General features: G+C 71.6%; 21 protein-coding genes. 8 read left to right on the top strand and 13 right to left on the bottom strand.

The window, feature by feature from the left end:
* Window positions 1-82: 82 nt before the first annotated feature.
* Genes BJ993_RS15585 through BJ993_RS15570 form a run of 4 tightly spaced genes read right to left on the bottom strand, consistent with a single transcriptional unit; the run spans window position 83 to window position 4,046 of the window.
* Entirely contained in the window at window positions 83-523 is a 441-nt protein-coding gene (locus BJ993_RS15585) for an SRPBCC family protein (protein ID WP_036547654.1), read from the bottom strand.
* Between the two features lie 20 nt (window positions 524-543).
* Window positions 544-1,644: an FUSC family protein gene (locus BJ993_RS15580; RefSeq protein WP_036547652.1), complete on the bottom strand. Its 1,101-nt coding sequence runs from the start codon at window positions 1,642-1,644 to the stop codon at window positions 544-546.
* Between the two features lie 18 nt (window positions 1,645-1,662).
* Complete coding sequence (locus BJ993_RS15575; protein WP_036547650.1) at window positions 1,663-2,499, bottom strand: SDR family NAD(P)-dependent oxidoreductase; 837 nt, start codon at window positions 2,497-2,499, stop codon at window positions 1,663-1,665.
* Window positions 2,496-4,046, bottom strand: coding sequence for a flavin-containing monooxygenase (locus BJ993_RS15570; RefSeq protein WP_179649789.1), 1,551 nt, complete (start codon window positions 4,044-4,046; stop codon window positions 2,496-2,498). Before BJ993_RS15570 ends, BJ993_RS15575 begins: the two co-directional genes overlap by 4 nt.
* A gap of 50 nt (window positions 4,047-4,096) precedes the next feature.
* On the opposite strand from BJ993_RS15570, the gene BJ993_RS15565 reads away from it, so the two are divergent.
* Window positions 4,097-4,705, top strand: coding sequence for a TetR/AcrR family transcriptional regulator (locus BJ993_RS15565; protein WP_036547645.1), 609 nt, complete (start codon window positions 4,097-4,099; stop codon window positions 4,703-4,705).
* Between the two features lie 75 nt (window positions 4,706-4,780).
* Here BJ993_RS15565 and BJ993_RS15560 read toward each other — a convergent pair whose 3' ends face one another.
* Together BJ993_RS15560 and BJ993_RS15555 are read right to left on the bottom strand one after the other, a co-directional pair.
* On the bottom strand, window positions 4,781-5,056 hold the full coding sequence (locus BJ993_RS15560) for a hypothetical protein (protein WP_036547642.1): 276 nt from the start codon (window positions 5,054-5,056) through the stop codon (window positions 4,781-4,783).
* Between the two features lie 66 nt (window positions 5,057-5,122).
* A complete protein-coding gene (locus BJ993_RS15555; RefSeq protein WP_179649787.1) occupies window positions 5,123-6,460 on the bottom strand; it encodes a threonine/serine exporter family protein in 1,338 nt (445 codons plus the stop codon).
* Between the two features lie 74 nt (window positions 6,461-6,534).
* Between BJ993_RS15555 and BJ993_RS15550 the strand changes: the two genes are divergently transcribed.
* Complete coding sequence (locus BJ993_RS15550; RefSeq protein WP_179649785.1) at window positions 6,535-7,668, top strand: glutamate--cysteine ligase; 1,134 nt, start codon at window positions 6,535-6,537, stop codon at window positions 7,666-7,668.
* Window positions 7,669-7,675: 7 nt separating this feature from the next.
* Here BJ993_RS15550 and BJ993_RS26615 read toward each other — a convergent pair whose 3' ends face one another.
* Window positions 7,676-9,211 carry a DUF2510 domain-containing protein gene (locus BJ993_RS26615; protein ID WP_179649783.1) on the bottom strand — a complete coding sequence of 512 codons (1,536 nt, stop codon included), beginning with the start codon at window positions 9,209-9,211 and terminating at the stop codon, window positions 7,676-7,678.
* A 101-nt stretch (window positions 9,212-9,312) separates the two neighbouring features.
* Between BJ993_RS26615 and BJ993_RS15540 the strand changes: the two genes are divergently transcribed.
* Window positions 9,313-10,773: a WS/DGAT/MGAT family O-acyltransferase gene (locus BJ993_RS15540; RefSeq protein WP_308645593.1), complete on the top strand. Its 1,461-nt coding sequence runs from the start codon at window positions 9,313-9,315 to the stop codon at window positions 10,771-10,773.
* On the opposite strand, the gene BJ993_RS15535 is transcribed toward BJ993_RS15540, so the two are convergent.
* Window positions 10,766-11,917 carry a site-specific DNA-methyltransferase gene (locus BJ993_RS15535; protein WP_179649781.1) on the bottom strand — a complete coding sequence of 384 codons (1,152 nt, stop codon included), beginning with the start codon at window positions 11,915-11,917 and terminating at the stop codon, window positions 10,766-10,768. The genes BJ993_RS15540 and BJ993_RS15535 overlap by 8 nt on opposite strands.
* A 151-nt stretch (window positions 11,918-12,068) precedes the next feature.
* Here BJ993_RS15535 and BJ993_RS15530 point away from each other — a divergent pair, with 151 nt between their 5' ends.
* Both BJ993_RS15530 and BJ993_RS15525 read left to right on the top strand, forming a co-directional pair.
* Window positions 12,069-13,016, top strand: coding sequence for a type IV toxin-antitoxin system AbiEi family antitoxin domain-containing protein (locus tag BJ993_RS15530; RefSeq protein ID WP_179649779.1), 948 nt, complete (start codon window positions 12,069-12,071; stop codon window positions 13,014-13,016).
* Window positions 13,017-13,093: 77 nt separating this feature from the next.
* Entirely contained in the window at window positions 13,094-13,693 is a 600-nt protein-coding gene (locus BJ993_RS15525) for a mismatch-specific DNA-glycosylase (protein ID WP_179649777.1), read from the top strand.
* 9 nt (window positions 13,694-13,702) lie between these two features.
* Here BJ993_RS15525 and BJ993_RS15520 read toward each other — a convergent pair whose 3' ends face one another.
* Genes BJ993_RS15520 through BJ993_RS15505 form a run of 4 tightly spaced genes read right to left on the bottom strand, consistent with a single transcriptional unit; the run spans window position 13,703 to window position 17,943 of the window.
* Window positions 13,703-14,251, bottom strand: a complete 549-nt coding sequence (locus BJ993_RS15520; protein WP_036547624.1) for a hemerythrin domain-containing protein — start codon at window positions 14,249-14,251, stop codon at window positions 13,703-13,705.
* A complete protein-coding gene (locus tag BJ993_RS15515) occupies window positions 14,248-15,942 on the bottom strand; it encodes an NAD(P)/FAD-dependent oxidoreductase (RefSeq protein ID WP_036547621.1) in 1,695 nt (564 codons plus the stop codon). Before BJ993_RS15515 ends, BJ993_RS15520 begins: the two co-directional genes overlap by 4 nt.
* A 59-nt stretch (window positions 15,943-16,001) precedes the next feature.
* A complete protein-coding gene (locus BJ993_RS15510; protein ID WP_036547618.1) occupies window positions 16,002-17,405 on the bottom strand; it encodes a GntP family permease in 1,404 nt (467 codons plus the stop codon).
* A gap of 10 nt (window positions 17,406-17,415) precedes the next feature.
* Complete coding sequence (locus BJ993_RS15505; protein WP_257026895.1) at window positions 17,416-17,943, bottom strand: gluconokinase; 528 nt, start codon at window positions 17,941-17,943, stop codon at window positions 17,416-17,418.
* 100 nt (window positions 17,944-18,043) lie between these two features.
* Here BJ993_RS15505 and BJ993_RS15500 point away from each other — a divergent pair, with 100 nt between their 5' ends.
* The 3 genes from BJ993_RS15500 to BJ993_RS15490 are packed head-to-tail and all read left to right on the top strand — an operon-like array spanning window position 18,044 to window position 20,496.
* The gene (locus BJ993_RS15500; RefSeq protein ID WP_036547616.1) at window positions 18,044-18,775 is read left to right on the top strand and encodes a FadR/GntR family transcriptional regulator; all 732 of its coding nucleotides are present in this window, start codon (window positions 18,044-18,046) and stop codon (window positions 18,773-18,775) included.
* On the top strand, window positions 18,759-19,394 hold the full coding sequence (locus tag BJ993_RS15495; RefSeq protein ID WP_179649775.1) for a hypothetical protein: 636 nt from the start codon (window positions 18,759-18,761) through the stop codon (window positions 19,392-19,394). The genes BJ993_RS15500 and BJ993_RS15495 overlap by 17 nt, the downstream gene beginning before the upstream one ends.
* A 4-nt stretch (window positions 19,395-19,398) precedes the next feature.
* The gene (locus tag BJ993_RS15490) at window positions 19,399-20,496 is read left to right on the top strand and encodes an ABC transporter permease (RefSeq protein ID WP_179649773.1); all 1,098 of its coding nucleotides are present in this window, start codon (window positions 19,399-19,401) and stop codon (window positions 20,494-20,496) included.
* A gap of 21 nt (window positions 20,497-20,517) precedes the next feature.
* Here the strand turns inward: BJ993_RS15490 and BJ993_RS15485 are convergent, their stop codons facing one another.
* The gene (locus tag BJ993_RS15485; RefSeq protein ID WP_179649771.1) at window positions 20,518-20,901 is read right to left on the bottom strand and encodes a MarR family winged helix-turn-helix transcriptional regulator; all 384 of its coding nucleotides are present in this window, start codon (window positions 20,899-20,901) and stop codon (window positions 20,518-20,520) included.
* Window positions 20,902-20,986 lie beyond the last annotated feature (85 nt).

Below are 20,986 nucleotides of genomic sequence, written 5' to 3'. Positions count from 1 at the left end.
CTGCACGCGGTCCGCGTGCAGCACCGACACCTCGGCGGTGCACCGGTGACACCTCGGCCGTGCAGGAGTGACACTTCGCGCGTCACAAGGACTCGACGTTGCGGACGAGCGCCTCGCTGGTGTGCTTGACCGCGATCCCGACGACCGGCTTCACGGCGGCGGCGATGGCCTTGCCGGCCGGGCCGCCGGGGAGGGTGTAGCTGACCCAGGCGTCGACGCGGGTGCGGTCGCCGCCGAGGTCGGTGAAGCTCCAGCGCTGGGTGGTCTGGATGCCCTTGACCGAGGTGAGCTCGATGAGCCGGTCCCGCTCCCAGCTGGTGCACTGGATGCGGGCCTTCAGCGGTACGCCGACCTTCATCACGCCGTCGTACTGCGCGCCGACGCCGCTCAGCTGCTCGGTGACCGGGTCGATCCTCGTCAACCCGTACATCCAGTCCTTCGTGGTGGTGAAGTCGTCGACGTACGCGAACACCTTGCTGACGGGGGCATCGATCTCGACGCTCTGCTCCACGACATTGGTCACGCGCCGAAGTCTGGCACGCGTCAGCTGCGCGGCGGTGGCGGCAGCGCGTCGGTCGCCTCGAGCTGGCCCATGCCGGTGACCATCAACAGGTCGGCGACGATCGCCCGCAGCTGGGCGAGGATCGCCTCCGCGGTCAGCACCTCGCTTCGCTCGACGACCCCGGTCGCGGCGCCCACCGCCAGCACCGCCTCGCGCGCGTCGACGGCCAGCCGGTCCGCGGCGAGCTCGGCGGCCACCGCGTCAGCGGCATCGGCCAGGTCCGCGGCCAGCACGGCGTACGACGGCGGCACCGGCCGGCGGCGGTACGCCGCGATCGACGTCTGGCGCACCAGCACGCGGGTGCTGCGCAGGGCCCGGTCGAGCGGGTCGACCAGCTCGACCATCCGCCGCAGCGGCTCGCGGTGACGCAGCCGGAACGGCGAGGAGCTGACGACCGACATGCCCTCCTCGGCCGCGGCCTGGAGCTCCCGGATCATCCGGTCGGTCGCCCGGGCGTCGGCGAGCAGCTCGAGCGCCGGCGTCACCTCACCGTCGACCATCAGGTCGGACGCCGCCCGCAGCAGCTCCGCGATCTTGCGCGCGACGGCCGCGGCCTGCTCGCGCGGCCGGCGCAGCGGCGCGGCCGGCACCGCCATGGCGGCGACGAGCGCGACGGACCCACCGATGAGGGCGTCGGTCCAGCGCAGGAAGGCGCCGCCCGCGCCGGGCAGCAGCGCGGCGACGACGATCGACTGCACCGCGGCCTGGGTGACGAAGAGGATGCCGGCGTCGAGCAGCAGCGCGGTCGACATCGCGAGGAAGACGATCAGCCCGAGCTGCCAGGCGCCCGAGCCGATGCCGGCCACCAGCACGTCGGCGACGAAGACACCGATGGCGACGCCGATCGTGACCTCGGCGACCCGCCGCAGCCGTTGCCCGTACGACGTCCCGAGCGAGACGACCGCGGCGATGGGTGCGAAGAACGGCCGCTCGTGCCCGATCAGGTCGGCGGCGACGAACCACGCGACGGCAGCGGCGACGGCGCACTGCAGGACGACCCAGCGCTTGGACTTCCACCGCTGGATGCGGCCGCGCAGCGACAGGCGGCTGCGCGACCACATCCGATCGAGCGACGCCTCCACGGAGGCGAGATTAGTGGGTCAGACGACCTTCGTCGGGAGCACCCGCTTCGAGACCACCGCGACGATGTCCTCGTAGCGCGATCCCGTGAACTTCTGGAAGTTGTGCAGCGCGTGGGCGTCGAGGCCGACGAGCACCCGCGCCTGGTTCTTCGTGATGCCCTTGACGATGATCTCGGCGGCCCGCTCGGGCGTCATCTTCGCGAGCTTCTCGTCGAACAGCTTGGCCGTCGCAGCCTTGTCCTCCTTGTCGGAGACCCGGGCGCTGCGGGCGATGGCGGTCTTGATGCCGCCGGGGTGCACCGAGGTGACGCCGACGTTGTGGCCGGCGATGAGCATCTCCTCGCGCAGCGCCTCGGTGAAGCCGCGGACCGCGAACTTGGTGGCGTTGTAGGCGCTCTGGCCGGGCATCGCGAGCAGGCCGAAGAGCGACGACAGGTTGACGACGTGGCCGTCACCGGAGGCGATCAGGTGCGGCAGGAACTCCTTGGTGCCGTAGACGACGCCCCAGAAGTTGATGCCGACGATCCACTCCATGTCCTCGTAGCTGAGGTCGATCGCGTCACCGGCGAGCGCGACGCCCGCGTTGTTGATGACCACGTTGACCTGGCCGAAGTGCTCGGCCACCTCGGTCGCGTACGACGCGAAGGCGGCCTTGTCGGAGACGTCGAGCCGCGCGGTGTGCACGTCGGGCGAGCCCGCCTTCAGCGCGAGCTCGACGGTCTCGCCGAGGCCCTCCTCGTTGACGTCGGAGAGCGCCAGCCGGGCGCCCTTGCCGGCGAGGTTGACCGCGAGCGCGCGGCCGATGCCGGACCCGGCGCCGGTGATGACGACGACCTTGTTGCTGAGGTTCTTCACGAGCTGACCTTCTCCTGGGACGTGGGGGACTGCGTGGACTTCGGGGGCTGGACGGGCTGGACGGGCTGCACGTCGTACTTGTCGATGTCGAACGAGCGCAGGTGCTGGCGGAACGTGAAGGTCTGTCCCGGCCAGAGGGTGGTGTTGTTGCCGAACTTGTCGAGATACCAGCTGGCGCAGCCGCCGGTCTGCCACACGGTCGGCTTCATCTTGCGGCGGATCTCCGCGGTCCACGCGTCCTGCGCGGCCTGGGTCGGCTCGACCACGGCGAGGCCCTCGGCGCGCATCGCCTTCGCGGCCTCGACCACGTAGCGGACCTGCGACTCGATGATGAAGATCATGCTGGAGTGGCCGAGCGCCGTGTTGGGGCCGACGACCTGGAACAGGTTCGGGAAGCCGTGGATCGTCGTCCCCTTGTACGCCGCCATGCCGCCCTCGTCCCAGACGTCGGCCAGCGTGCGGCCGCCGCGGCCGGTGATGTGCTGGGCGATCGGCGGCTCGGTCACGTAGAAGCCGGTGGCCACCACGAGCACGTCGATGGGCCGCTCGACCCCGTCGGCCGTGACGATCGCGTCGCCGGTGATCTTCTGGATCGGGTCGGTGACCAGGTCGACGTTGTCGGCGTCGAGCGCGGGGTACCACTTGTTGGAGATCAGGATCCGCTTGCACCCGGCGCGGTAGTCCGGGGTAACCTTCTTGCGCAGCTCGGGGTCGGTGATCCCCTTGGCGATATTGCGCTTGCCCTGGAGCTCGACCGCCCGCATGGCCTGCGGGAACCTCGCGAACGCCGGCACGCGGGCCTCGAGGGTGCCGTAGACGAGCGAGCGCAGGGCGCGTTGGGCGCCGGGGACGTTCTTGAACACGGCCTTCTCGAAGCCGGTGAAGGAGCGCTCGTTGCGCGGGATCACCCAGTTCGGGGTGCGCTGGTAGACGTCCATGTGGCCGACCACCTTCTGCAGCTCGGGCACGAGCTGGATGGCCGATGCGCCCGTGCCGATCACGGCGACGCGCTTGCCGGCGAGGTCGACGTCGTGGTCCCAGCGGGCCGAGTGGAAGATCTCGCCCTGGAAGGAGTCGATGCCCTCGATCTCCGGCAGGCGCGGCTCGGAGAGCCCGCCCGAGCCGGAGATGACCGTGCGGGCGGCGTACTCCTTCGGGCCGTCGGGGCCCTCGGTGCGCACGATCCAGCGCTGCTCGTCCTCGTCCCAGCGTGCGTCGACGACCGCCGTGTCGAACACGAACCGGTCGAGCGTGCCGGAGTCCTCGGCGACCTTGCGGGTGTACTCCCAGATCTCCTGCTGCGGCGAGTAGACCTTGGACCACTCCGGGTTCAGCGCGAACGAGTAGGAGTAGAGCTGGCTCGGGACGTCGCACTCCGCGCCCGGATAGGTGTTGATGTGCCAGGTGCCGCCGACGTCGCTGTCCTTCTCGATCACCACGAAGTCGCGCTCCGCGGCCTCGTCGAGCTTGATCGCGGCGGCGAGGCCGGCGAAGCCGGCGCCGACGATGAGGTGGTCGACATTGCTGCGACCCGGGGTTGCACTCATGGCGGCGACGCTATTGGCACTATTGAACATCTGTCAATAGAGTGGGTCGCGTGACGACGACCACCCCCTCCCCGAGATCGCGGAGCCGCCTGACGCCCGACCAGCGGCGCCTGCAGCTCCTCGAGCTCGGCATCCGCCTGCTGACCAACCGGTCGCTGGAGGAGCTGTCGATCGACACCCTCGCGGAGGAGGCCGGCATCTCGCGCGGCCTGCTCTACCACTACTTCGGTGGCAAGCAGGGCTATCTCGAGGCGGTCGTGCAGTACGCCGCCGACGACCTCTACCGCCGTACCGCTCCCCCGGCCGAGGGCGAGCCGCTCGAGCGGCTGCTCGGCTCGATCACCGGCTACGTCGACTACGTGATCGAGAACCAGGACGCCTACCGGTCCCTGCTCAAGTCGGCCGCCGGCAGCAACGAGGCCCTGCGGGCGATCTACGAGACCACCTTCACCGCGCTCGCCGACCGCTTCTTCACCGTCGACACCGGGACCCTCGACCTGCCCGACACCCCCGCGGTCCGGCTGGTCATCCACGCCTGGCAGGCGATGGTCGAGGACCTCGTCCTCACCTGGTGCGACAACCCCGCCGGCCTGACCCGCGACGACCTGGTCAAGGTGATCACCTCGGCACTGCCCGCGATCATCGACACGCTCCCCTGACGCGGCTGCCCCGTCGCCCCGAAATGCAGCGAGCCGGGCTCCCGTGCGGGAGCCCGGCTCGTGAGCCTGAAGGGATCAGGGCAGGTTGGCGATGTCGCCGCACTCGTCCTTGACGGCGTCGGTGAACTCGTCCTCGTCGCCCTTGACGTCCTTGTTCTTCTCCAGCCAGTCGGTGAGGGCCTTGCTGGCCTCCGCGGCCTTCGCCGTGTCGCCGGAGTCCGCGGCGGAGGTCGCGTCCTTGAGCAGGTCGCAGTACTCCTTGGCGAGCTTGCCCTCGTCGGTACCGCAGGCGGTGAGCGAGAGTGCGGCAGCCAGCGCGATGGCGCCGAGGCCGAGGGTGGTCTTCTTCATCAGGTTTCTCCCGTGCTGAGATGAGGTGATCGGGCTCAGCCTCCCACGGAAATGCGCCGTGAAACGTCACCCTCGTGACCGGCGGCGTCGCGCGACCCGGGTGACCCCCACCAGGCGCGGCCCGGCGAGCCGCGCCTCGACCCGTCGGGCCTCGCGCATGACCGGCTGGGCGACGTACTCACCGAGGATGACGCCGGAGGCGAGCGCGATCGCGACCGATGCGGCGGTGACCATCGCGAGCAGGCCCTGCGCGACCTGCTGGCCGCTCTCCTCGGAGAGCAGGAAGAGGCCGCGGTAGATCGACAACCCCGGCAGCAGGGGTACGACGGCCGAGACCACGACCACGAGCGGCGGCACCCGGAACCGGCGGCCGACGGTGTAGCCGAACAGCCCGATGAAGAACGCCGCCACGCCGACCGCCCAGGGGCGGCCGAAGCCGGCCTCGGAGATCAGCTCCGTGGCCGCGATCGCGGCGCCGCCGAGCACGCCCACGGGCACGAGGGTGCGCAGCGGGGCGTAGCAGGCGAAGGCGAACGCCGCCGCGGCCACGCCTCCACCGACGGCCGCGGAGGTCACGCTGACCAGGTCGAAGCGCGGGAGGGCCAGGCGCGGGATCTCCAGCCCGATCCGGGCGCACAGCGACAGCCCGCCGCTGACCCCGGCGATGATGCCGGCGGTGGCGAGCACGGCCTCGAGGACGCGGGCGCCGCCGGTGACGAAGAAGCCGGACAGGGCGTCCTGGATGGCGCCCACGAACCCGATGCCGGCGAGGAGCATGACGATGTTGGCGGTCACGACGAGCGAGGCGTTGAGGTGCACCCACGGCTCGGCGAGGCGGGTGCCGAGGGCGGCGAGGATCGTGGCGACGACGCCGCCCGCGACCTGCTGGTAGAAGCCGGGCAGCCGGCGGCGGGTCATCAGCAGCTGCAGCCGGTCGATGCACACGGCCGCGAGCATCGCGACCAGCACCACGACCGCGTTGCCCCCGAGCTGGAGGCCGACGCCGCCGCACATCAGGCCCACCCCGAGCGTGGCCATCCAGCGGGGACGGGCGTGGCCCGAGGACACGATCGCGGCGAGCTCGGTGCGAGCCCCCTCGAGGTCGACCTCCCCCGCCACGACCGCCCGCACGAGGTGGTCGACGCGGGTGAGGTCCTCGTAGTCGATGTCGCGCTGGGTGACCGCGCGCAGCTGCACCACCGGCGGCTCGTCCAGGCCCTGCTGGACGCTCATCGCCAGCGAGGTGAAGGTGACGTCGACCTGCGTGTGGCGCACCCCGAGCGCACGGGCGAGCGCGCGCATCGTCGCCACCACGTCGGGGGCGCCCGCCCCCGAGGAGAGCAGCACCTCCCCGACCTTCAGGCAAAGGTCGAGCGTGCGGTGGAGGGTCCGCAGGTCGTCCATCCACTCATGCTGACAGGTTTCCCGTCGGCACCGCGGGCACCGCCACGCGGCTCGGCTACCCCTACGCTTGTCGTGTGCGCATCGACTTCCACGGCTCGGCCGAGCCGACACTGGGGGTGGAGTGGGAGTTCGCGCTGGTCGACCGCCGTACCCGCGACCTCCGCAACGACGCCGCCCACCTGTTCGCGCGGGCCAAGCCGCGGATGCCCGACCCCGGCAAGCTGCACAAGGAGCTGCTGAAGAACACCGTCGAGGTCGTGACCGGCGTGTGCCCCACGGTCGGCGACGCGATGGCCGACCTGCGCAACACCCTGCAGTACGTCACCGCCGCCGCCGACGACCTCGACCTCGACCTGTACGGCGCCGGCACGCACCCCTTCGCCGACTGGACCGGCCAGCAGCTGACCGAGGGCCACCGCTACGAGGAGCTCATCAACCGCACCCAGTGGTGGGGCCGGCAGATGCTCATCTGGGGCGTGCACGTCCACGTCGGGCTGCCCGAGAGGGACCGCGTGCTGCCGGTGCTCTCGGCCCTGCTGACCTACTACCCGCACCTCCAGGCGCTCTCGGCCTCGTCGCCGATCTGGATGGGGGTGGACACCGGCTACGCCTCCAACCGCGCGCTGATGTTCCAGCAGCTGCCGACCGCCGGCCTGCCCTTCCAGTTCCAGCGGTGGGAGGAGTTCGAGGCGTTCGCGCACGACCAGATCACCACCGGCGTGATCGACGAGCTCAGCGAGATCCGCTGGGACCTGCGCCCCGCCGTCAAGCACGGCACCCTCGAGAACCGGATCTGCGACGGCGTCTCGACCCTGTCCGACATGGCCGCGCTGGTCGCCCTCATGCACTGCCTGGTCATCTGGCTCGACGGCCGCGCGGCCGCCGGCGAGGAGCTCCCCACGATGCCGCCGTGGCACGTGCAGGAGAACAAGTGGCGCGCCGCCCGGTACGGCGTCGACGCGATCGTGATCCTCGACGCGAAGTCCAACGAGCGGCTCGTCACCGACGACCTCGCCGACCTGGTCGAGCAGCTGCAGCCGACCGCGGAGCGCCTGGGCTGCGAGGCCGAGCTGGCCTCCGTGCTCGAGATCCCGGCGCGCGGACCGTCGTACGTCCGCCAGCGCGCCGTGGCCGAGCGCACCGGCAACGACCTGGTCGCCGTCGTCGACTCCGTCGTGACCGAGCTCCGCGAGGAGCTCGACGGCTGAGCCTGCGTCAGTAGCGCGAGGTGCCGATGAACTCGATGCGGCAGTCGTCGTCCTGGCAGGTCGGCGTCTCGGCCCACACCAGTGCGGACTCGAAGACCGCTCCGGTCGACGTCATCACCTGCACGCCGGAGAACTTCGACTCCGTGAAGCCCTTCACCACGAACACGACGTCGGCCTTGCCGTCGCCGTCGACATCGCTGAGGGTGGCGCCCTGGAGGTTGCGGGAGCCGATCTTCGAGGTCCCGGTGAAGCCCTTGACCTCCTGGATGGTGCCGCTGGAGACGTCGTAGGCCTTGACCTCGATGGTCCCGTCGACCGAGTTGGTGTCGATGCCGACGAGGCTGGCCGTGCCGTCGCCGATGACGTCGCCGACGAGCAGGGCCTGGAAGTACTTCCCGGTGGAGCCGACCGCGCCGGCCTCGAGCTTCGAGCCGGTGGAGGTCAGCAGGGCGTAGCCGCGGTCGCCGGAGTAGTAGCCGTCGTAGTCCTCGTCGTCGAGCCGCTCCGACGGCAGCTGGGCCCACAGGTCCGTGTCGCCGTCCTTGTCGAAGTCGCCGGGGTAGAGCCGCAGGACGTCCATCACGGCGTTGGGCAGCGAGAGCCACAGGGCCGGGTCGGCGAAGGTGCCCGTGCCGTCGTTGGCCAGCACGGAGATGTCGACGTTGCGGTCGTTGGGGCTCGCGACGGCCAGGTCCTGGTCGCCGTCGCCGTCGAAGTCGCCGCTGACGACCTGGACCTCCGGGTCGCCGAACTCCTTGAGCGACGACAGCGACAGGGTGAACGACTGGTCGTCGGGGAACTCGTCGTCGGTCGAGGTGAGCGTGACCTGCTTGCCGGACGCCACGAACTGCCACTCCAGCTGCTCGTTGACGCCGTCGCCGTCCCAGTCGAAGTAGAGCTCCTCCGGCTCGCTGGACGGCTCGACCGGCGTCTCCTCGGGGGTGAAGCCGTTGCCGTTGCTGATCTGCTCGACCTTCGTCACCTTGTCGTAGTCGAGGTAGAAGTAGTAGCGGGCGTCGCCGTAGCCGTCGCCGTTGATGTCGCCCTGGATCGCAGCCTTGGCCGGCTGGTCGGGGTCGTTCGGGTCGTCGGCGGAGCCGCCACCGCCGTCCCACGGCTGCAGCACCGCGAGGGTGATGCCGGTGCCCACCACGACCAGGAGTACGACGACCAGCGTGATCCACAGCCCCAGCCGCCTCGTGCGCCGTCCACCGGGGGGCGGGCCCTGCGGCGGCGTACCCCAGCTCGACGGGGACGACGGGGACGACGGCGAGGGCAGCGACGGGATGTGGCCGTAGCCCGGCGGCGCCCCGGGCGGCGCGGTCGGCGGCGGCCCCTGGGGGGCGGCCTGCGGGGCCGGTGCGGCGGGAGCGGGCGGCTCGGCCGGGGCCACGGTCTCCTCGGGGGCGGTGGCCGGCGTCTCCCGGATCTGGGTCGGCTCGTTCTTCCGGCGTCGCTCGTCGGTCCAGCTGGAGCCGTCCCAGCGGCGCTCCCAGCCGTCGCCGTCGGCGTACCAGCCGGCCGGGGTGGAGAAGTGGTTCACGTCCGAGTCCTAACCGATCCCGGCCAACCGAAACGCGGGACCCGGTTGTGACCGGGGTCACGACGCGCAAGGATCAGGGCCTGCGACGAAAGGAGACCCCCGTGGTTTCTGTTCCCGGATTCCGCCCGATCGACCCGACCTCGGCCGCCTTCCTGCTCTCGGAGAACCGCAACCAGCCGATGCACGTCGGCGGGCTCCAGCTCTTCGAGCCGCCGGCCGACGCCGGTCCGGGCTACGTCCGGGAGATGTTCGAGTCGATGCGCGACACGGAGCGGATCGCGCCGCTCTTCCTCAAGCACCCCCACCGCTCGGTCAAGACCGGCGGCACCCTCGTCTGGCGCGACGACGAGCAGTTCGACATCGAGCACCACGTGCGGCACAGCGCGCTCCCCCAGCCCGGTCGCGTGCGCGAGCTGCTCGAGCTGGTGGGCCGGCTGCACTCGACGCGGCTCGCGTGGGAGCGCCCGCTGTGGGAGACGCACGTGATCGAGGGCCTGGCCGACGGCCGGGTCGCGATGTACACCAAGCTCCACCACGCGCTGGTCGACGGGATCTCCGCGATGCGGCTGATGGCGAGCGTCCTGTCGCCCGACGAGGACCGCCGCAACATGCCCGCCCCGTTCGCCGAGGGGGCCTCGCGGCGCCGGAAGCCGGAGGAGACCGCCGAGTCGCTGCCGGCCGCGGCCGTCGACGCGGCCACGACCGCTGCGAAGACGCTGGCCGACCTGCCCGCCGACGTGCTGCGCGGCGCGATGAGCATCAGCGCCGAGGCCGCCGGCATGCCGGTCGCGCTGGTCAAGACGCTGCGCAAGGGCCTGCGCAACGAGACCTCCGCGGTGTCGCTGGCGGCACCGCGCACCATCTTCAACCAGTCGATCACCGGCGCCCGCCGCTTCGCCGCCCAGGATTGGCCGGTGGAGCGGATGCGCGCCGTCGGCAAGTCCACCGGTACGACGATCAACGACGTCGTGCTCGCGATGTGCAGCGGCGCGATGCGGACCTACCTGGCCGAGCTCGACGCGCTGCCGGACCGCTCGCTGGTGTCGATGGTCCCGGTCGGGCTCAACGCCAAGCAGGCCGGCACCGCCTCGTCCGCCGGCGGCAACGCCATCGGCTCGGTCATGGTGCGCCTCGCCACCGACATGGCCGACCCGGCCGACCGCCTCCGCACGATCAGCCGGTCGATGAAGGACGGCAAGGAGGCGCTGTCGTCGATGACGCCGACCCAGATCGTCGCGATGAGCGCGATCGGCATGGCCCCGTCGATCGTGATCCCGGCGCTGGGCATGCAGGGCATGGTGCGCCCGCCGTTCAACCTGATCATCAGCAACGTCCCCGGGCCGCGCGTCCCCCACTACTGGAACGGCGCGCAGCTCGTCGGCAACTACCCCGTCTCGATCCCGATCAACGGCATGGCGCTCAACATCACCTGCACCTCCTACGCCGGCAACATGGGCTTCGGACTGACGGGCTGCCGTCGTACGGTCCCGCACCTGCAGCGACTGCTGACCTTCCTCGACGACGAGCTCGCGGCGCTGGAGAAGGCGGCAGGCGTCAGCTGAGCAGCGCCTCGACCGCGGCCAGCCGCGCGCGGGTGATCGCCGAGACGGTGGCGTAGCCGGCGCGCTCCGCGTTCGAGCCCACCCGGGTCGGCTCGGCGGAGTTCACCGAGAGGCAGGTACGACGCCCGCCGTCGGCCGCGTTGGCGAGCGCGACCGCGTGCCCGGTGGTGCCGGACCCGGCGAAGTAGTCGAGGACCCGCGCGTCGGCGGGCATGGTGTCGAGGACCCGGCGGATCAGCCCCGTCGGCTTCGGCGACTCGAAGACGTGGCCGAGGACCGCCTTGAGCTCGGCCACCGCCGTGTCGGTCGAGCCCACCTCCTCGGCGAGCCAGATGGTCGGCAGCTTCTTGCGGCGGCCGCCGACCGGGTGGCGCCAGTCGCGCTGGAAGACGTCGACCCGCTCGCCCCGGGCGCCCCGCACCCGGCGGCACTCGAGGTCGTCGGGCCGCGCGTCGATCCGGGGCCGGGACCAGCGCCAGACCGCCGGCGTACCGTCGCCGAACACGGGCTTGATCTCCACCCCGCCCGCGAAGGGCTCCGTGGCGACGCGTCCCGTCTCCGGGTCGCCCCAGACGGCGAAGTGCAGGGTCGGTGCGGTGAGCGGGTTGAACTTCTTGTTGGTGTTGCGCAGCGGGAGCCGGCGGTAGCGGCGGCCGTCGTCCGCGACGAGCGGGAAGTCCGACTCGACGACGGTCGTCGACGACGACGCGTCGAGGACGCAGCGGGTGGCGTCCTTCGCGTAGACGAGGAGGTACTCGTGCGACGTCGCGAAGCCCTTCCCGAGCTGGCGGCCCTTCGGGTTGAGGTTGACCACGACCTGGGCGAGGAAGTTCTGCTCGCCGTACACCTCGTCGAGCAGGAGGCGCAGGTGGGCGACCTCGTGGTCGTCGATGCTGACGAAGAGCGCGCCGGTGGGTGCCAGCACGCGATGGCCCGCCTCCAGCCGGGGCCGCATGAACGCCAGCCACGCGGCGTGCCGGCCCCGAGCGCCCTCCCCGCGCTCGCCGCGGAAGTCGTCGCGGTAGGCGAAGTCGTTGCCGGTGTTGTAGGGCGGGTCGATGTAGACGAGGTCGAAGGACTCGCCGGGCAGGGTCGCCAGGACGTCGAGGTTGTCGCCCTCGACGAAGGTGTTGCACCCGGCCATGGCGCCGATCCTCGCACGCAGGCCCCGCGTCGTCGGGTGGCTCTCCGTTCGCCAGGTGCACGCACGGCCACACGATCACCGACCGAAGGGTTGTCCACAGGTCGCCCGCGACGGGGTTGCGAGCGGGTCGCAGGCCGTTCAGGGTCGGCGCATGGACGAGGCACACCACCAGCTCAGGAACCGGCAGGCCTGTCAGGGCGGCCTGGTCACGCGCGCCCAGCTCCTCGACCTCGGCTTCGGCGACCACGACATCGCGAGGATGGTTCGTCGCCGCGAGCTGGTGCGTGTCCACTCCAGCGTGTACATCGACCACACCGGGGCGCTGTCATGGCACCAGCGGTCCTGGGCCGCGGTCCTGGCGTGCTGGCCCGCCGGCCTCCGCGGTGCCTCGGCGCTCCGGTCGGCTGACGCACGACTACGCAGCGCCGCGGACGACCGCCGACCGATCGAGGTCGTTGTCGACTGGCAGCGAACGTTGAAGGTCCCGGGCGTGGACATTCAGCGGAGCCGGAGCTTTCCTGACAGCGTGGTCTGGTCGACCTTCCCGCCGCGACAGCGGGCCGAGGAGTACGTCCTCGACCTGGCCGCCGCGGCGGACACCGACGTCGATGCGGTCGGCGTGCTCGCGGACGCCGTGGGCAACCGGCGGGTGTCGCCGGTGGCTCTCCGAACAGCCCTGACCGGGCGGGCCCGGATCGCCCGCCGTACCTTCCTCGGCTCGGTGATCGACGACGTCGCGTCAGGTACGTGCTCAGCCCTCGAGCACGGCTACCTGCACCGCGTCGAACGAGCGCACGGGATACCGGCCGCGGAGCGCCAGGTCCACGAGTCGGCCAAGGGTTCGCTCTACCGCGACGTCGTGTACGCCGCGTTCGGCCTGATCGTCGAGCTCGACGGACGCCTGCACCACTCGGGGATCCGCAACCGCGATCGCGATCTCGAGCGAGACCTCGACGCTGCAGTGGCCGGGCGGGACACGGTGCGGCTGGCCTGGGGGCAGGTGTTCGGCGGCCAGTGCCGGACCGCGCCACGCATCGGCGCACTGCTGCAGCAGCGCGGCTGGACCGGCTCGACGCACCCGTGCCCCGGGTGCGCGTGATCGTGTGGTGCTGCGTTCACCAGGTGCACGCGAGACCACACGATGATCGCTCCGAGGGCGTCGGAGAGGATGGAGCGGTGAGCACTGCCCGCCGTACCTTCACCCGCGCCGAGCTCGAGTCCTTCCGCGACGCCGTCGTGCCCGACCTGCTGCCGACCCGGCCGGGCCAGGTGCTGCGGCTGCTCTTCGTGGGGATCAACCCGGGGCTGTGGACGGCGGCGACCAGCACCCACTTCGCGCACCCCGGCAACCGCTTCTACCCCGCGCTGCTGAAGGCGGGCGTGATCACCGAGCCGATCGACCCGGCGAACGGGGTGGACGACGCCCAGCGCGACCTGCTCCGTGACCGCGGGATCGGCATCACCAATGTCGTCCACCGCGCGACGGCCAAGGCGTCCGAGCTGTCCAACGAGGAGCTGCGGGCGGGCGGCGCCGAGCTGACCGCGCTCGTCGAGCGCGAGCGACCGGTCGTCGTCGCGATCGCCGGGATCACCGCCTACCGTGCGGCCTTCGGGAAGCCGAGGGCGATGCCCGGGCGGCAGCCCGAGGACCTCGCCGGCGCCGAGCTCTGGGTGGTGCCCAACCCGAGCGGGCTCAACGCCCACGAGACGGTCGACTCGCTGGCGGCGGCGTACCGCGAGGTCGGCGTGGCGGCCGGGATCGTCGCCCCTGCCTGAGCCGCCGGGTCAGGCGTCCTCGAGGACGCCTTCCCGCTTGGCGGCCTCGACGATCCGGCGCACGTTCTCGGCCGACCCGCAGTCCTGGTCGATGAGCTCGTTGCGGCGCCGGGACCACTTCTCGCCGAGGTCCCAGCGCACCTTGTTGGACACCTCGGTGCGGGCCGGCTCGAGGATGCTGAGCTCCTCCTCGGCGATGTGGTGGGCGACGAGGTTGCTCAGCTCCTCGACCGCGTCGGTGAAGGCCTGGGTGTCGGTGCCCTTGAGCTCGAGGACGGCGAGCAGCGCCTCGTTGCCCTCGGCGTGCTCCTCCTTGCCGTGCTCGATGTCGTGGGCGTCGACATCCCCCGCCTGCTGGCGCAGCACCGGGTAGACGAGGTCCTCCTCGGCCTCGCCGTGGGCGATCAGCACGTTCGCGAACGCGCGGCGTACGGCGTCGCGGTCGGCCGTGCCCAGTCGGAGCTGCGCCAGCAGGTGCTCGAAGCGACGGTGGTCGTCGGTGATCAGGTCGATGATGTCGCCCGACTCGGGGCGGCCGAGGTCGATTCCACTGGTCATGGCGCGGTCGGTACCCGCAAACCCTCCAGGTAGCCGTGCACGAGCGACACCGCCGACGCGCCCTCGCCGGTGGCGGCCGCGACCCGCTTCATCGAGCCGGCGCGGATGTCGCCGGCGGCGAAGATGCCGGGCACGCAGGTGCCGAGGTTCTCCGGCGGCAGACCGTCGATCCAGCAGTCGGTGGGGACGTCGCGGCCGGTCAGCACGAAGCCGCGCTCGTCGCGCAGCACCGCGTCGCCGAGCCAGTCGCAGTGCGGCGCGGCGCCGATCAGCAGGAACAGCCCGCCGGCGCTGACCCGCTCCTCCTCCCGGGTGCGCACGTCGCACAGCTGCAGCCAGCCGAGCTGGCCGGTGTCGTCGGCGCCACCGTCGATGATCTCCGTGCACGGGCGCACGGCGATGCGGGGGTTCCACTCGATCTCGTCGATGAGGTACTTCGACATCGTCGCGGCCAGGTCCTCGCGCCGGATCAGGATCGTCACCGAGCGGGCGAACCGGGCGAGGTGGACGGCGGCCTGGCCGGCGGAGTTGCCGCCGCCCACGACGTAGACGTCGCGGTCCTCCATCTCGCGCGCGGCGGTCATGGCGGCGCCGTAGTTGACGCCCATGCCGACCAGGTCCTCGAGCGGCTGCACGCCGAGCCGTCGGTAGGCGACGCCGGAGGCGACCAGGACCGAGCGGGCGTGCACCTTGCCGCCCTCGGTGACCAGCACGTGCGGCTCGCCGTCGGCGCCCGGCCGCAGCTCGACGACCGGCCAGCCGGTGAAGAAGCGGGCGCCGAACCGGATCGCCTGGACCCGCGCCCGCTGACCGAGCCGCTGCCCGGAGATGCCGCGCGGGAAGCCGAGGTAGTTGCGGATCATCGAGCTGGTGCCGGCCTGCCCGCCGATCACCTCCGACTCGATCACCACGGTCGACAGGCCCTCCGAGGCGCCGTACACGGCGGCGGCGAGGCCCGCCGGGCCGGCACCGACGACCGCGAAGTCGACGACGTCGCCGCAGTGGATGTCGGACGGTCGACCGTAGATCATCGCGGCCAGGTCGCGCGTCGAGGTCGGCATCAGGACCGGCCGGTCCGCGAAGACACCGGAGCTCATGTGCACCAGCGGGTACGACGCCTCGCCGTCCACCTTCGCGAGCGCCTCCTGCCCCTGCGGGGTGTCGGGGGCGTAGGTGCGGTGCGGCATCCCCTGCCGGTCGAGGAAGTCCCGGATGGCCAGGGCGAGCGGGCGGCTGTCGGGGGTGATGATCCGCACCGAGTCGATCTCGGAGGTGGCGACCGTCGCGCCCCAGTCGCTGAGCAGCTCGGTCACCGCGTAGTGGAACTCCTCGTCGCGGCGGCCCTGCGGCAGCACGAGGTAGGTGTCGAACTTGCCCTTCTGCAGATAGGGCCGCAGCGACTGGCTCTCCTCCGCGAAGCGCTCGATCGGGATCGCCACGATCCGCCGGGCGGTCGCGACGAGGGTGCGCCAGTCGTGCATGGCGAGCAGGACGTTCTCGTCCGGCAGCTGGGAGTCGGTCACGATCAGGGCCACCGGCTGCCCGGTCGAGCGCGCCCGCTGGAGGATCGCGGTCGCCTCGCGGGCGCTGGTGGCCGGCCGGACGTCGTACTCGCGCTGGTAGCGGTGGAACTGCTCGGTCAGGACGTCGATGTGGTCGGAGGAGACCAGGAGGATGACGGGATCAGCCACCCCGTCATCCTCCCCGACCGGTCCAGTGGTGGACCAGCGTCTTTTCGTCCCGTTCGCTGCTAGATGAACGCGTTGAGCACCATCACGAACGCCAGGCCGCTGACGGAGAGCAGCGTCTCCATGGCCGACCAGGTCTTGAAGGTCTGGCCGACGGTCATCCCGAAGTACTCCTTCACCAGCCAGAAGCCGGCGTCGTTGACGTGGGAGAAGAAGACCGAGCCCGCGCCGATCGCGAGCACCATCAGCGACACCTCGCCGCTGGAGAGCTGCGCGGTCAGCGGGGCGAGCAGGCCCGACGCGGTGACCGTGGCGACGGTGGCCGAGCCGGTGGCGAGGCGGATCAGGACCGCGACGAACCACGCGAGCACCAGCACCGAGACGTTGGAGTCGGCGACCTTCTCGGCAACGAGGGTGCCGATGCCGGTGTCGACGAGCGACTGCTTGAAGCCACCGCCGGCGGCGACGATGAGCAGGATGCCGGCGACGCCGGGCAGCGAGGACTCGATCGACTTCGCGACGCCGTCGCGGCCCATGCCGTGGCCGAGGGTGAACATGCCGACCACGACCGCGATGAGCAGCGCGATGAGCGGGGTGCCGATCACGTCGAGCGCGCTGCGCAGCGGGGCGGTCTCGTCGTCGATGAAGATGTCGGCGAGGGCCTTGCCCATCATCAGGAAGACCGGCAGCAGGACCGACGCGAGGGTGATCGCGAAGGACGGGCGGCCGCTCGCGTCCTCCTCCTCCGTGGACTCGAAGCGGTGCGGGACCTCGACGGTGACGTAGCGGCCGACGAGCCCGAAGACCGGGCCGGCGATGATCACGGTCGGGATCGCGACGGCGACGCCGAGGGCGAGCGTGGTGCCGAGGTCGGCGCCGAGGTAGTCGATCGCGGTCAGCGGGCCGGGGTGCGGCGGCACCAGGCCGTGCATCGCCGAGAGGCCGGCGAGCGCCGGGATGCCGATCGTGATCAGCGACTGGCCGGAGCGGCGGGCGACGAGGTAGATCACCGGCATCAGCAGGACGAGGCCGATCTCGAAGAACATCGGCAGGCCGATGATCGCGCCGACGACGGCCATCGCCCACGGCAGGGCGCGCGGCGAGGCGTGGCCGATGATCGTGTCGACGATCTGGTCGGCTCCCCCGCTGTCGGCGAGCAGCTTGCCGAACATGGCGCCGAGGGCGATCAGGATGCCGACGCCGGCAGCCGTCGACCCGAAGCCGGTGGTGAAGCTGGCGATCGACGCCTCGAAACGCTCGCCGATCGGGCCGTCGAGCCCGATCCGGGCCGTCAGGCCGACGACGAGCGCGCCGGCCGTCAGGGCGAGGAACGGGTGCAGCCTCGCGCCGATGATGAGCGCGACGATGACGCCGATGCCGAGGAGGGCAGCCAGGACCAGCTTGCCCTCGGTGTTGATCGGCTCGATGAGGTCGGTGCCGGCGGCAAGGACCAGGTGTGCGGACATGCGGGTCTCCTCAGGAGTGGTCGACGCTCAGGTCGACGTACTGCTGGACGATCGCGTCGACCGTCTGGTCGACGTCGATGACGACACCGGCCTCGTCGTCGGCGAGCTGTTCGAGCGTGTCGAACTGCGAGTCGAGCAACGAGGCCGGCATGAAGTGGCCGGGACGACTGGCCTGGCGCCGCGCGATGACCTCGCGGGTGCCGTGGAGGTGGACGAAGACGGCCCGCGCTGCATGAGCGCGGAGCTGGTCGCGATAGCTGCGCTTGAGCGCGGAGCAGCTGATCACGCCACCGTCGCCGTCGTGGGCGGCGAGCCACTCCCCGATGGTCTCCAGCCACGGGTGGCGGTCGTCGTCGTCCAGCGGGATGCCGGCCGACATCTTCGCGATGTTGGCCGCCGGGTGGAGGTCGTCGGCGTCCTCGAACGGGACGCCGAGGCGCTGCGCGAGCGCGGCGCCGACCGTCGACTTGCCCGACCCCGACACGCCCATCACGACGATCAGGGGTGCGCCCCCGTCGTGCGGCAGGGTGCTGCTCATGGGTCCTCCAGTGGTCCGGTGTGCTGGCCGTCACAGTGTGCATCCATTAATCTGCTTTTAACAACCCCGCAGCCAAATAAATCTGATCTTTGGAGGAGCCGTGGCCCGCACCGCGCTGCACGAGGACGTCCTCGAGGCACTCGGCCGGCGCATCGTCGACGGCGAGCTCGGCGAGGGCGCCGTGCTGACCCTCGACGGCATCGACACCGAGTACGACGTCAGCCGCTCCGTCTCCCGCGAGGCGGTCCGGGTCCTCGAGTCGATGGGCATGGTCGCCTCGCGGCGCAGGGTCGGCGTCACCGTCCTGCCCCGCACGTCGTGGCACGTCTTCGACCCGCGCCTGATCCGCTGGCGCCTCGACTCCGGCGACCGCCCCCACCAGCTCCGCTCGCTGGGCGAGCTGCGCAGCGGGTTCGAACCGGTGGCGGCCGGCCTGGCCGCCGTACGCGCGACGCCGGAGCAGTGCGGGGCCCTCACCGCCGCCGCCAACGACATGGTGGTGCACGGCCGGGCCGGCGACCTCGAGGCCTTCCTGCAGGCCGACATCGTCTTCCACCGCGTGCTGCTCGAGGCCTCCGGCAACGAGATGCTCGCCGCCCTCGACGGCGTCGTGGCCGAGGTGCTGGCCGGCCGCACGCACCACCACCTGATGCCGGCGCACCCCAAGGACGAGGCCGTCGACCTGCACGTCGAGGTGGCCCGCGCGGTCCGCTCGCGCGACGCCGAGGCGGCCCGCGTGGCGATGGCCACGATCATCGCCGAGGCGACGGGTGCGGTCTCGGACGACGCGGAGGACTCGACTACCCTCGGAGGCGATGGAGACCACGCCTGACCTCAGCCCCCTCGTCGACCAGCTGCAGGGCGAGGAGTACGACGTCACCGAGCCGCTGCCCGGCGTCCTCCACGTCCGGGGCCGGTTCTCCAACCCGGAGCGGATCGCGCTGCGTGCCGCCGCCGACGCGGGCGACCTCGCCGTGGCCGTGTGGGCGACCAGCCACCACGACGACTGGGCGCTGGTCGCGTGGAACCGGCCGGACCTGGTGACCATCACCCAGAAGGGCGCGACCCCGCAGCGCTGGCGCCACCGCCGCATCCCGGAGACCCTGCGCCCCGACGCGCAGACCTTCCTCGAGGGTGCGTCGTCGCCGTTCGACATCGTCACCCGGCCCAAGCACCAGCCCACCGACGCGGCCCGGGAGATCCTCGGCCGGTTCTCGATCACCGACCCGCCGCCGCCCGGCTGGGTGCCGCCGGTCGTGGAGGTGCCCGTCGTCGAGGTGCCCGTCGTCCGGAAGTCGACGCTGCCGACGGCGACCGGCACCCGCAAGGCGACCACGCCGCGGGCCCCGAAGGCGCCCGCGAAGCCGGTCAAGGCGGAGCCCGTCGTGGCCGTGTGCCCGACGTGCTTCATGGCGATCCCCGCGACCGGCATCTGCGACAACTGTGGCTGACCCGATGACCGACACCGCTCCTGCCCCCGGCGGGTTCCGCAAGCTGTCGCGGCTCGGCCTCGCCATCGCCGTCACCGGCGCGCTGATCCAGCTGGTGCTGGCCGTCTACTACCTCGCGATGGCCCACTCCCCCTCGCCGCACGACCTCCCGGTCGGAGTGGTCGGCAGCGCCGAGCAGCAGGCACAGGCCCAGCAGCTGGAGAAGGACGGCCAGTTCAAGGTCGAGTCGTACGACGACGCGGAGGCGCTGCAGCAGGCGATCCGCGAGCGTGACGCCTACGGCGGCGTCGCCTTCCAGGGCAGCACCCCGACCCTGTACGTCGCCTCCGCGGCCTCGCCGTCGGTGGCGAACCTGTTCCGGGCGCAGTACACGAAGGTCTACCAACAGCAGGTCCAGGAGCAGGTGCAGGCACTGACCACGGCGGGCAGGCCGGTCCCGGTCGCCACGCTCGCGGCCCTCACCACGCCGCCACCGGTCACCGACGTCGTACCCCTGCCGGAGGACGACAGCGCCGGCAGCTCGCTCGGCTTCGTCATCCAGGCGCTGTGCCTCGGCGGGTCGATCGCCTCCCTCGCGCTGGGCCGGCTGCGCGGCCTGGTCGACCGCTCGGCCCTGCGCGGCCTGGGCCACGCAGCCCTGCTGGTCGTCTACGCGGTGGCGTCCGCAGGTGTCGCGCTGCTCGCGATGGCGCTCTTCGGCGTCGGCGACGGCGCCGACCACGTCACGCTCTTCTGGGGACTCGCCCTGATCTCGCTCGCGGTCACCGCCTCGACGGCGGCCGTCGTGGCGCTCGTCGGGCCGGCCGGATCCCTGATCGGCGGCCTCTACTTCACCGTCGGCCTGATCATCTCCGGCTCCTCGATCGCCCCCGAGATGCTGCCGAAGGCCGGCCACACGGTGGGCCAGCTGCTGCCGCCGGGCGCCGGTGCGACCGTGGCCCGCGACGCGATGTACTTCCCCGACGCCGCCACGGGTGGCGCCTTCGCCGTGCTGTTCGTGTACGCCGGGCTGGGCCTGGCCGTGATCCTGTTCTGCAACGCCGCGGCCAACCGGACCCGGTTCACCCGGGTGCTCAACCGGGAGCCCGCCGTCACGGAGTGACGTCCGGGGCGCGCCAGCAGGTCAGGCGCCCCAGGTGCCTTCGAGCACCGCGCGGTGCGTGGGCAGCGCGGCGTCGTACACCTCGCGGCCTTGGGGCGTGAGGCAGACGAAGACGCTGCGGCGGTCGTCGGCGCAGGCGGAGCGCTCGACGAGCCCGTCCTTCTCCAGCCGGGTGATCGCGCGCGAGAGCGCGCTCTGGCTCAGGTGGATGTCGCCGGCGAGGTCGGCCATGCGGTACTTGCCGCAGTTGGCGTCGACCACCCGGTCGAGGGTCTCGAACTCGCTCAGGCCGATGCCGTGCTGGTCCTGGAGGGCCTTCTCGAGCGCGCAGCTGACCACCGCGTGGCGGTCGAGCAGCTGTCGCCACTCCTCCACCAGCGCGCTCGGGGCAGGCGCCTTGGACACGCTCGCATCCTAGCCAGCAGGTTACTTTTATGCAAACGCATTATTTGCGCTTGCATTGAATGCACATGCATGGAAGTCTTCCATG

This window comes from Nocardioides aromaticivorans, from assembly GCF_013408525.1.
Classification (GTDB): domain Bacteria; phylum Actinomycetota; class Actinomycetes; order Propionibacteriales; family Nocardioidaceae; genus Nocardioides; species Nocardioides aromaticivorans.
The sequence above is the reverse complement of the archived record's forward strand: the minus strand, read 5'-3'. Positions and strand labels throughout refer to the sequence as shown.

What these genes read in the sequence shown, in the direction of transcription:
- BJ993_RS15570 (WP_179649789.1), bottom strand. Translation starts at nt 4,046, where the DNA reads ATGAGTGCAACCCCGGGTCGCAGCAATGTCGACCACCTCATCGTCGGC.
- BJ993_RS15560 (WP_036547642.1), bottom strand. Translation starts at nt 5,056, where the DNA reads ATGAAGAAGACCACCCTCGGCCTCGGCGCCATCGCGCTGGCTGCCGCA.
- BJ993_RS15555 (WP_179649787.1), bottom strand. Translation starts at nt 6,460, where the DNA reads ATGGACGACCTGCGGACCCTCCACCGCACGCTCGACCTTTGCCTGAAG.
- BJ993_RS15535 (WP_179649781.1), bottom strand. Translation starts at nt 11,917, where the DNA reads ATGGCCGGGTGCAACACCTTCGTCGAGGGCGACAACCTCGACGTCCTG.
- BJ993_RS15530 (WP_179649779.1), top strand. Translation starts at nt 12,069, where the DNA reads ATGGACGAGGCACACCACCAGCTCAGGAACCGGCAGGCCTGTCAGGGC.
- BJ993_RS15520 (WP_036547624.1), bottom strand. Translation starts at nt 14,251, where the DNA reads ATGACCAGTGGAATCGACCTCGGCCGCCCCGAGTCGGGCGACATCATC.
- BJ993_RS15510 (WP_036547618.1), bottom strand. Translation starts at nt 17,405, where the DNA reads ATGTCCGCACACCTGGTCCTTGCCGCCGGCACCGACCTCATCGAGCCG.
- BJ993_RS15505 (WP_257026895.1), bottom strand. Translation starts at nt 17,943, where the DNA reads ATGAGCAGCACCCTGCCGCACGACGGGGGCGCACCCCTGATCGTCGTG.
- BJ993_RS15495 (WP_179649775.1), top strand. Translation starts at nt 18,759, where the DNA reads ATGGAGACCACGCCTGACCTCAGCCCCCTCGTCGACCAGCTGCAGGGC.
- BJ993_RS15490 (WP_179649773.1), top strand. Translation starts at nt 19,399, where the DNA reads ATGACCGACACCGCTCCTGCCCCCGGCGGGTTCCGCAAGCTGTCGCGG.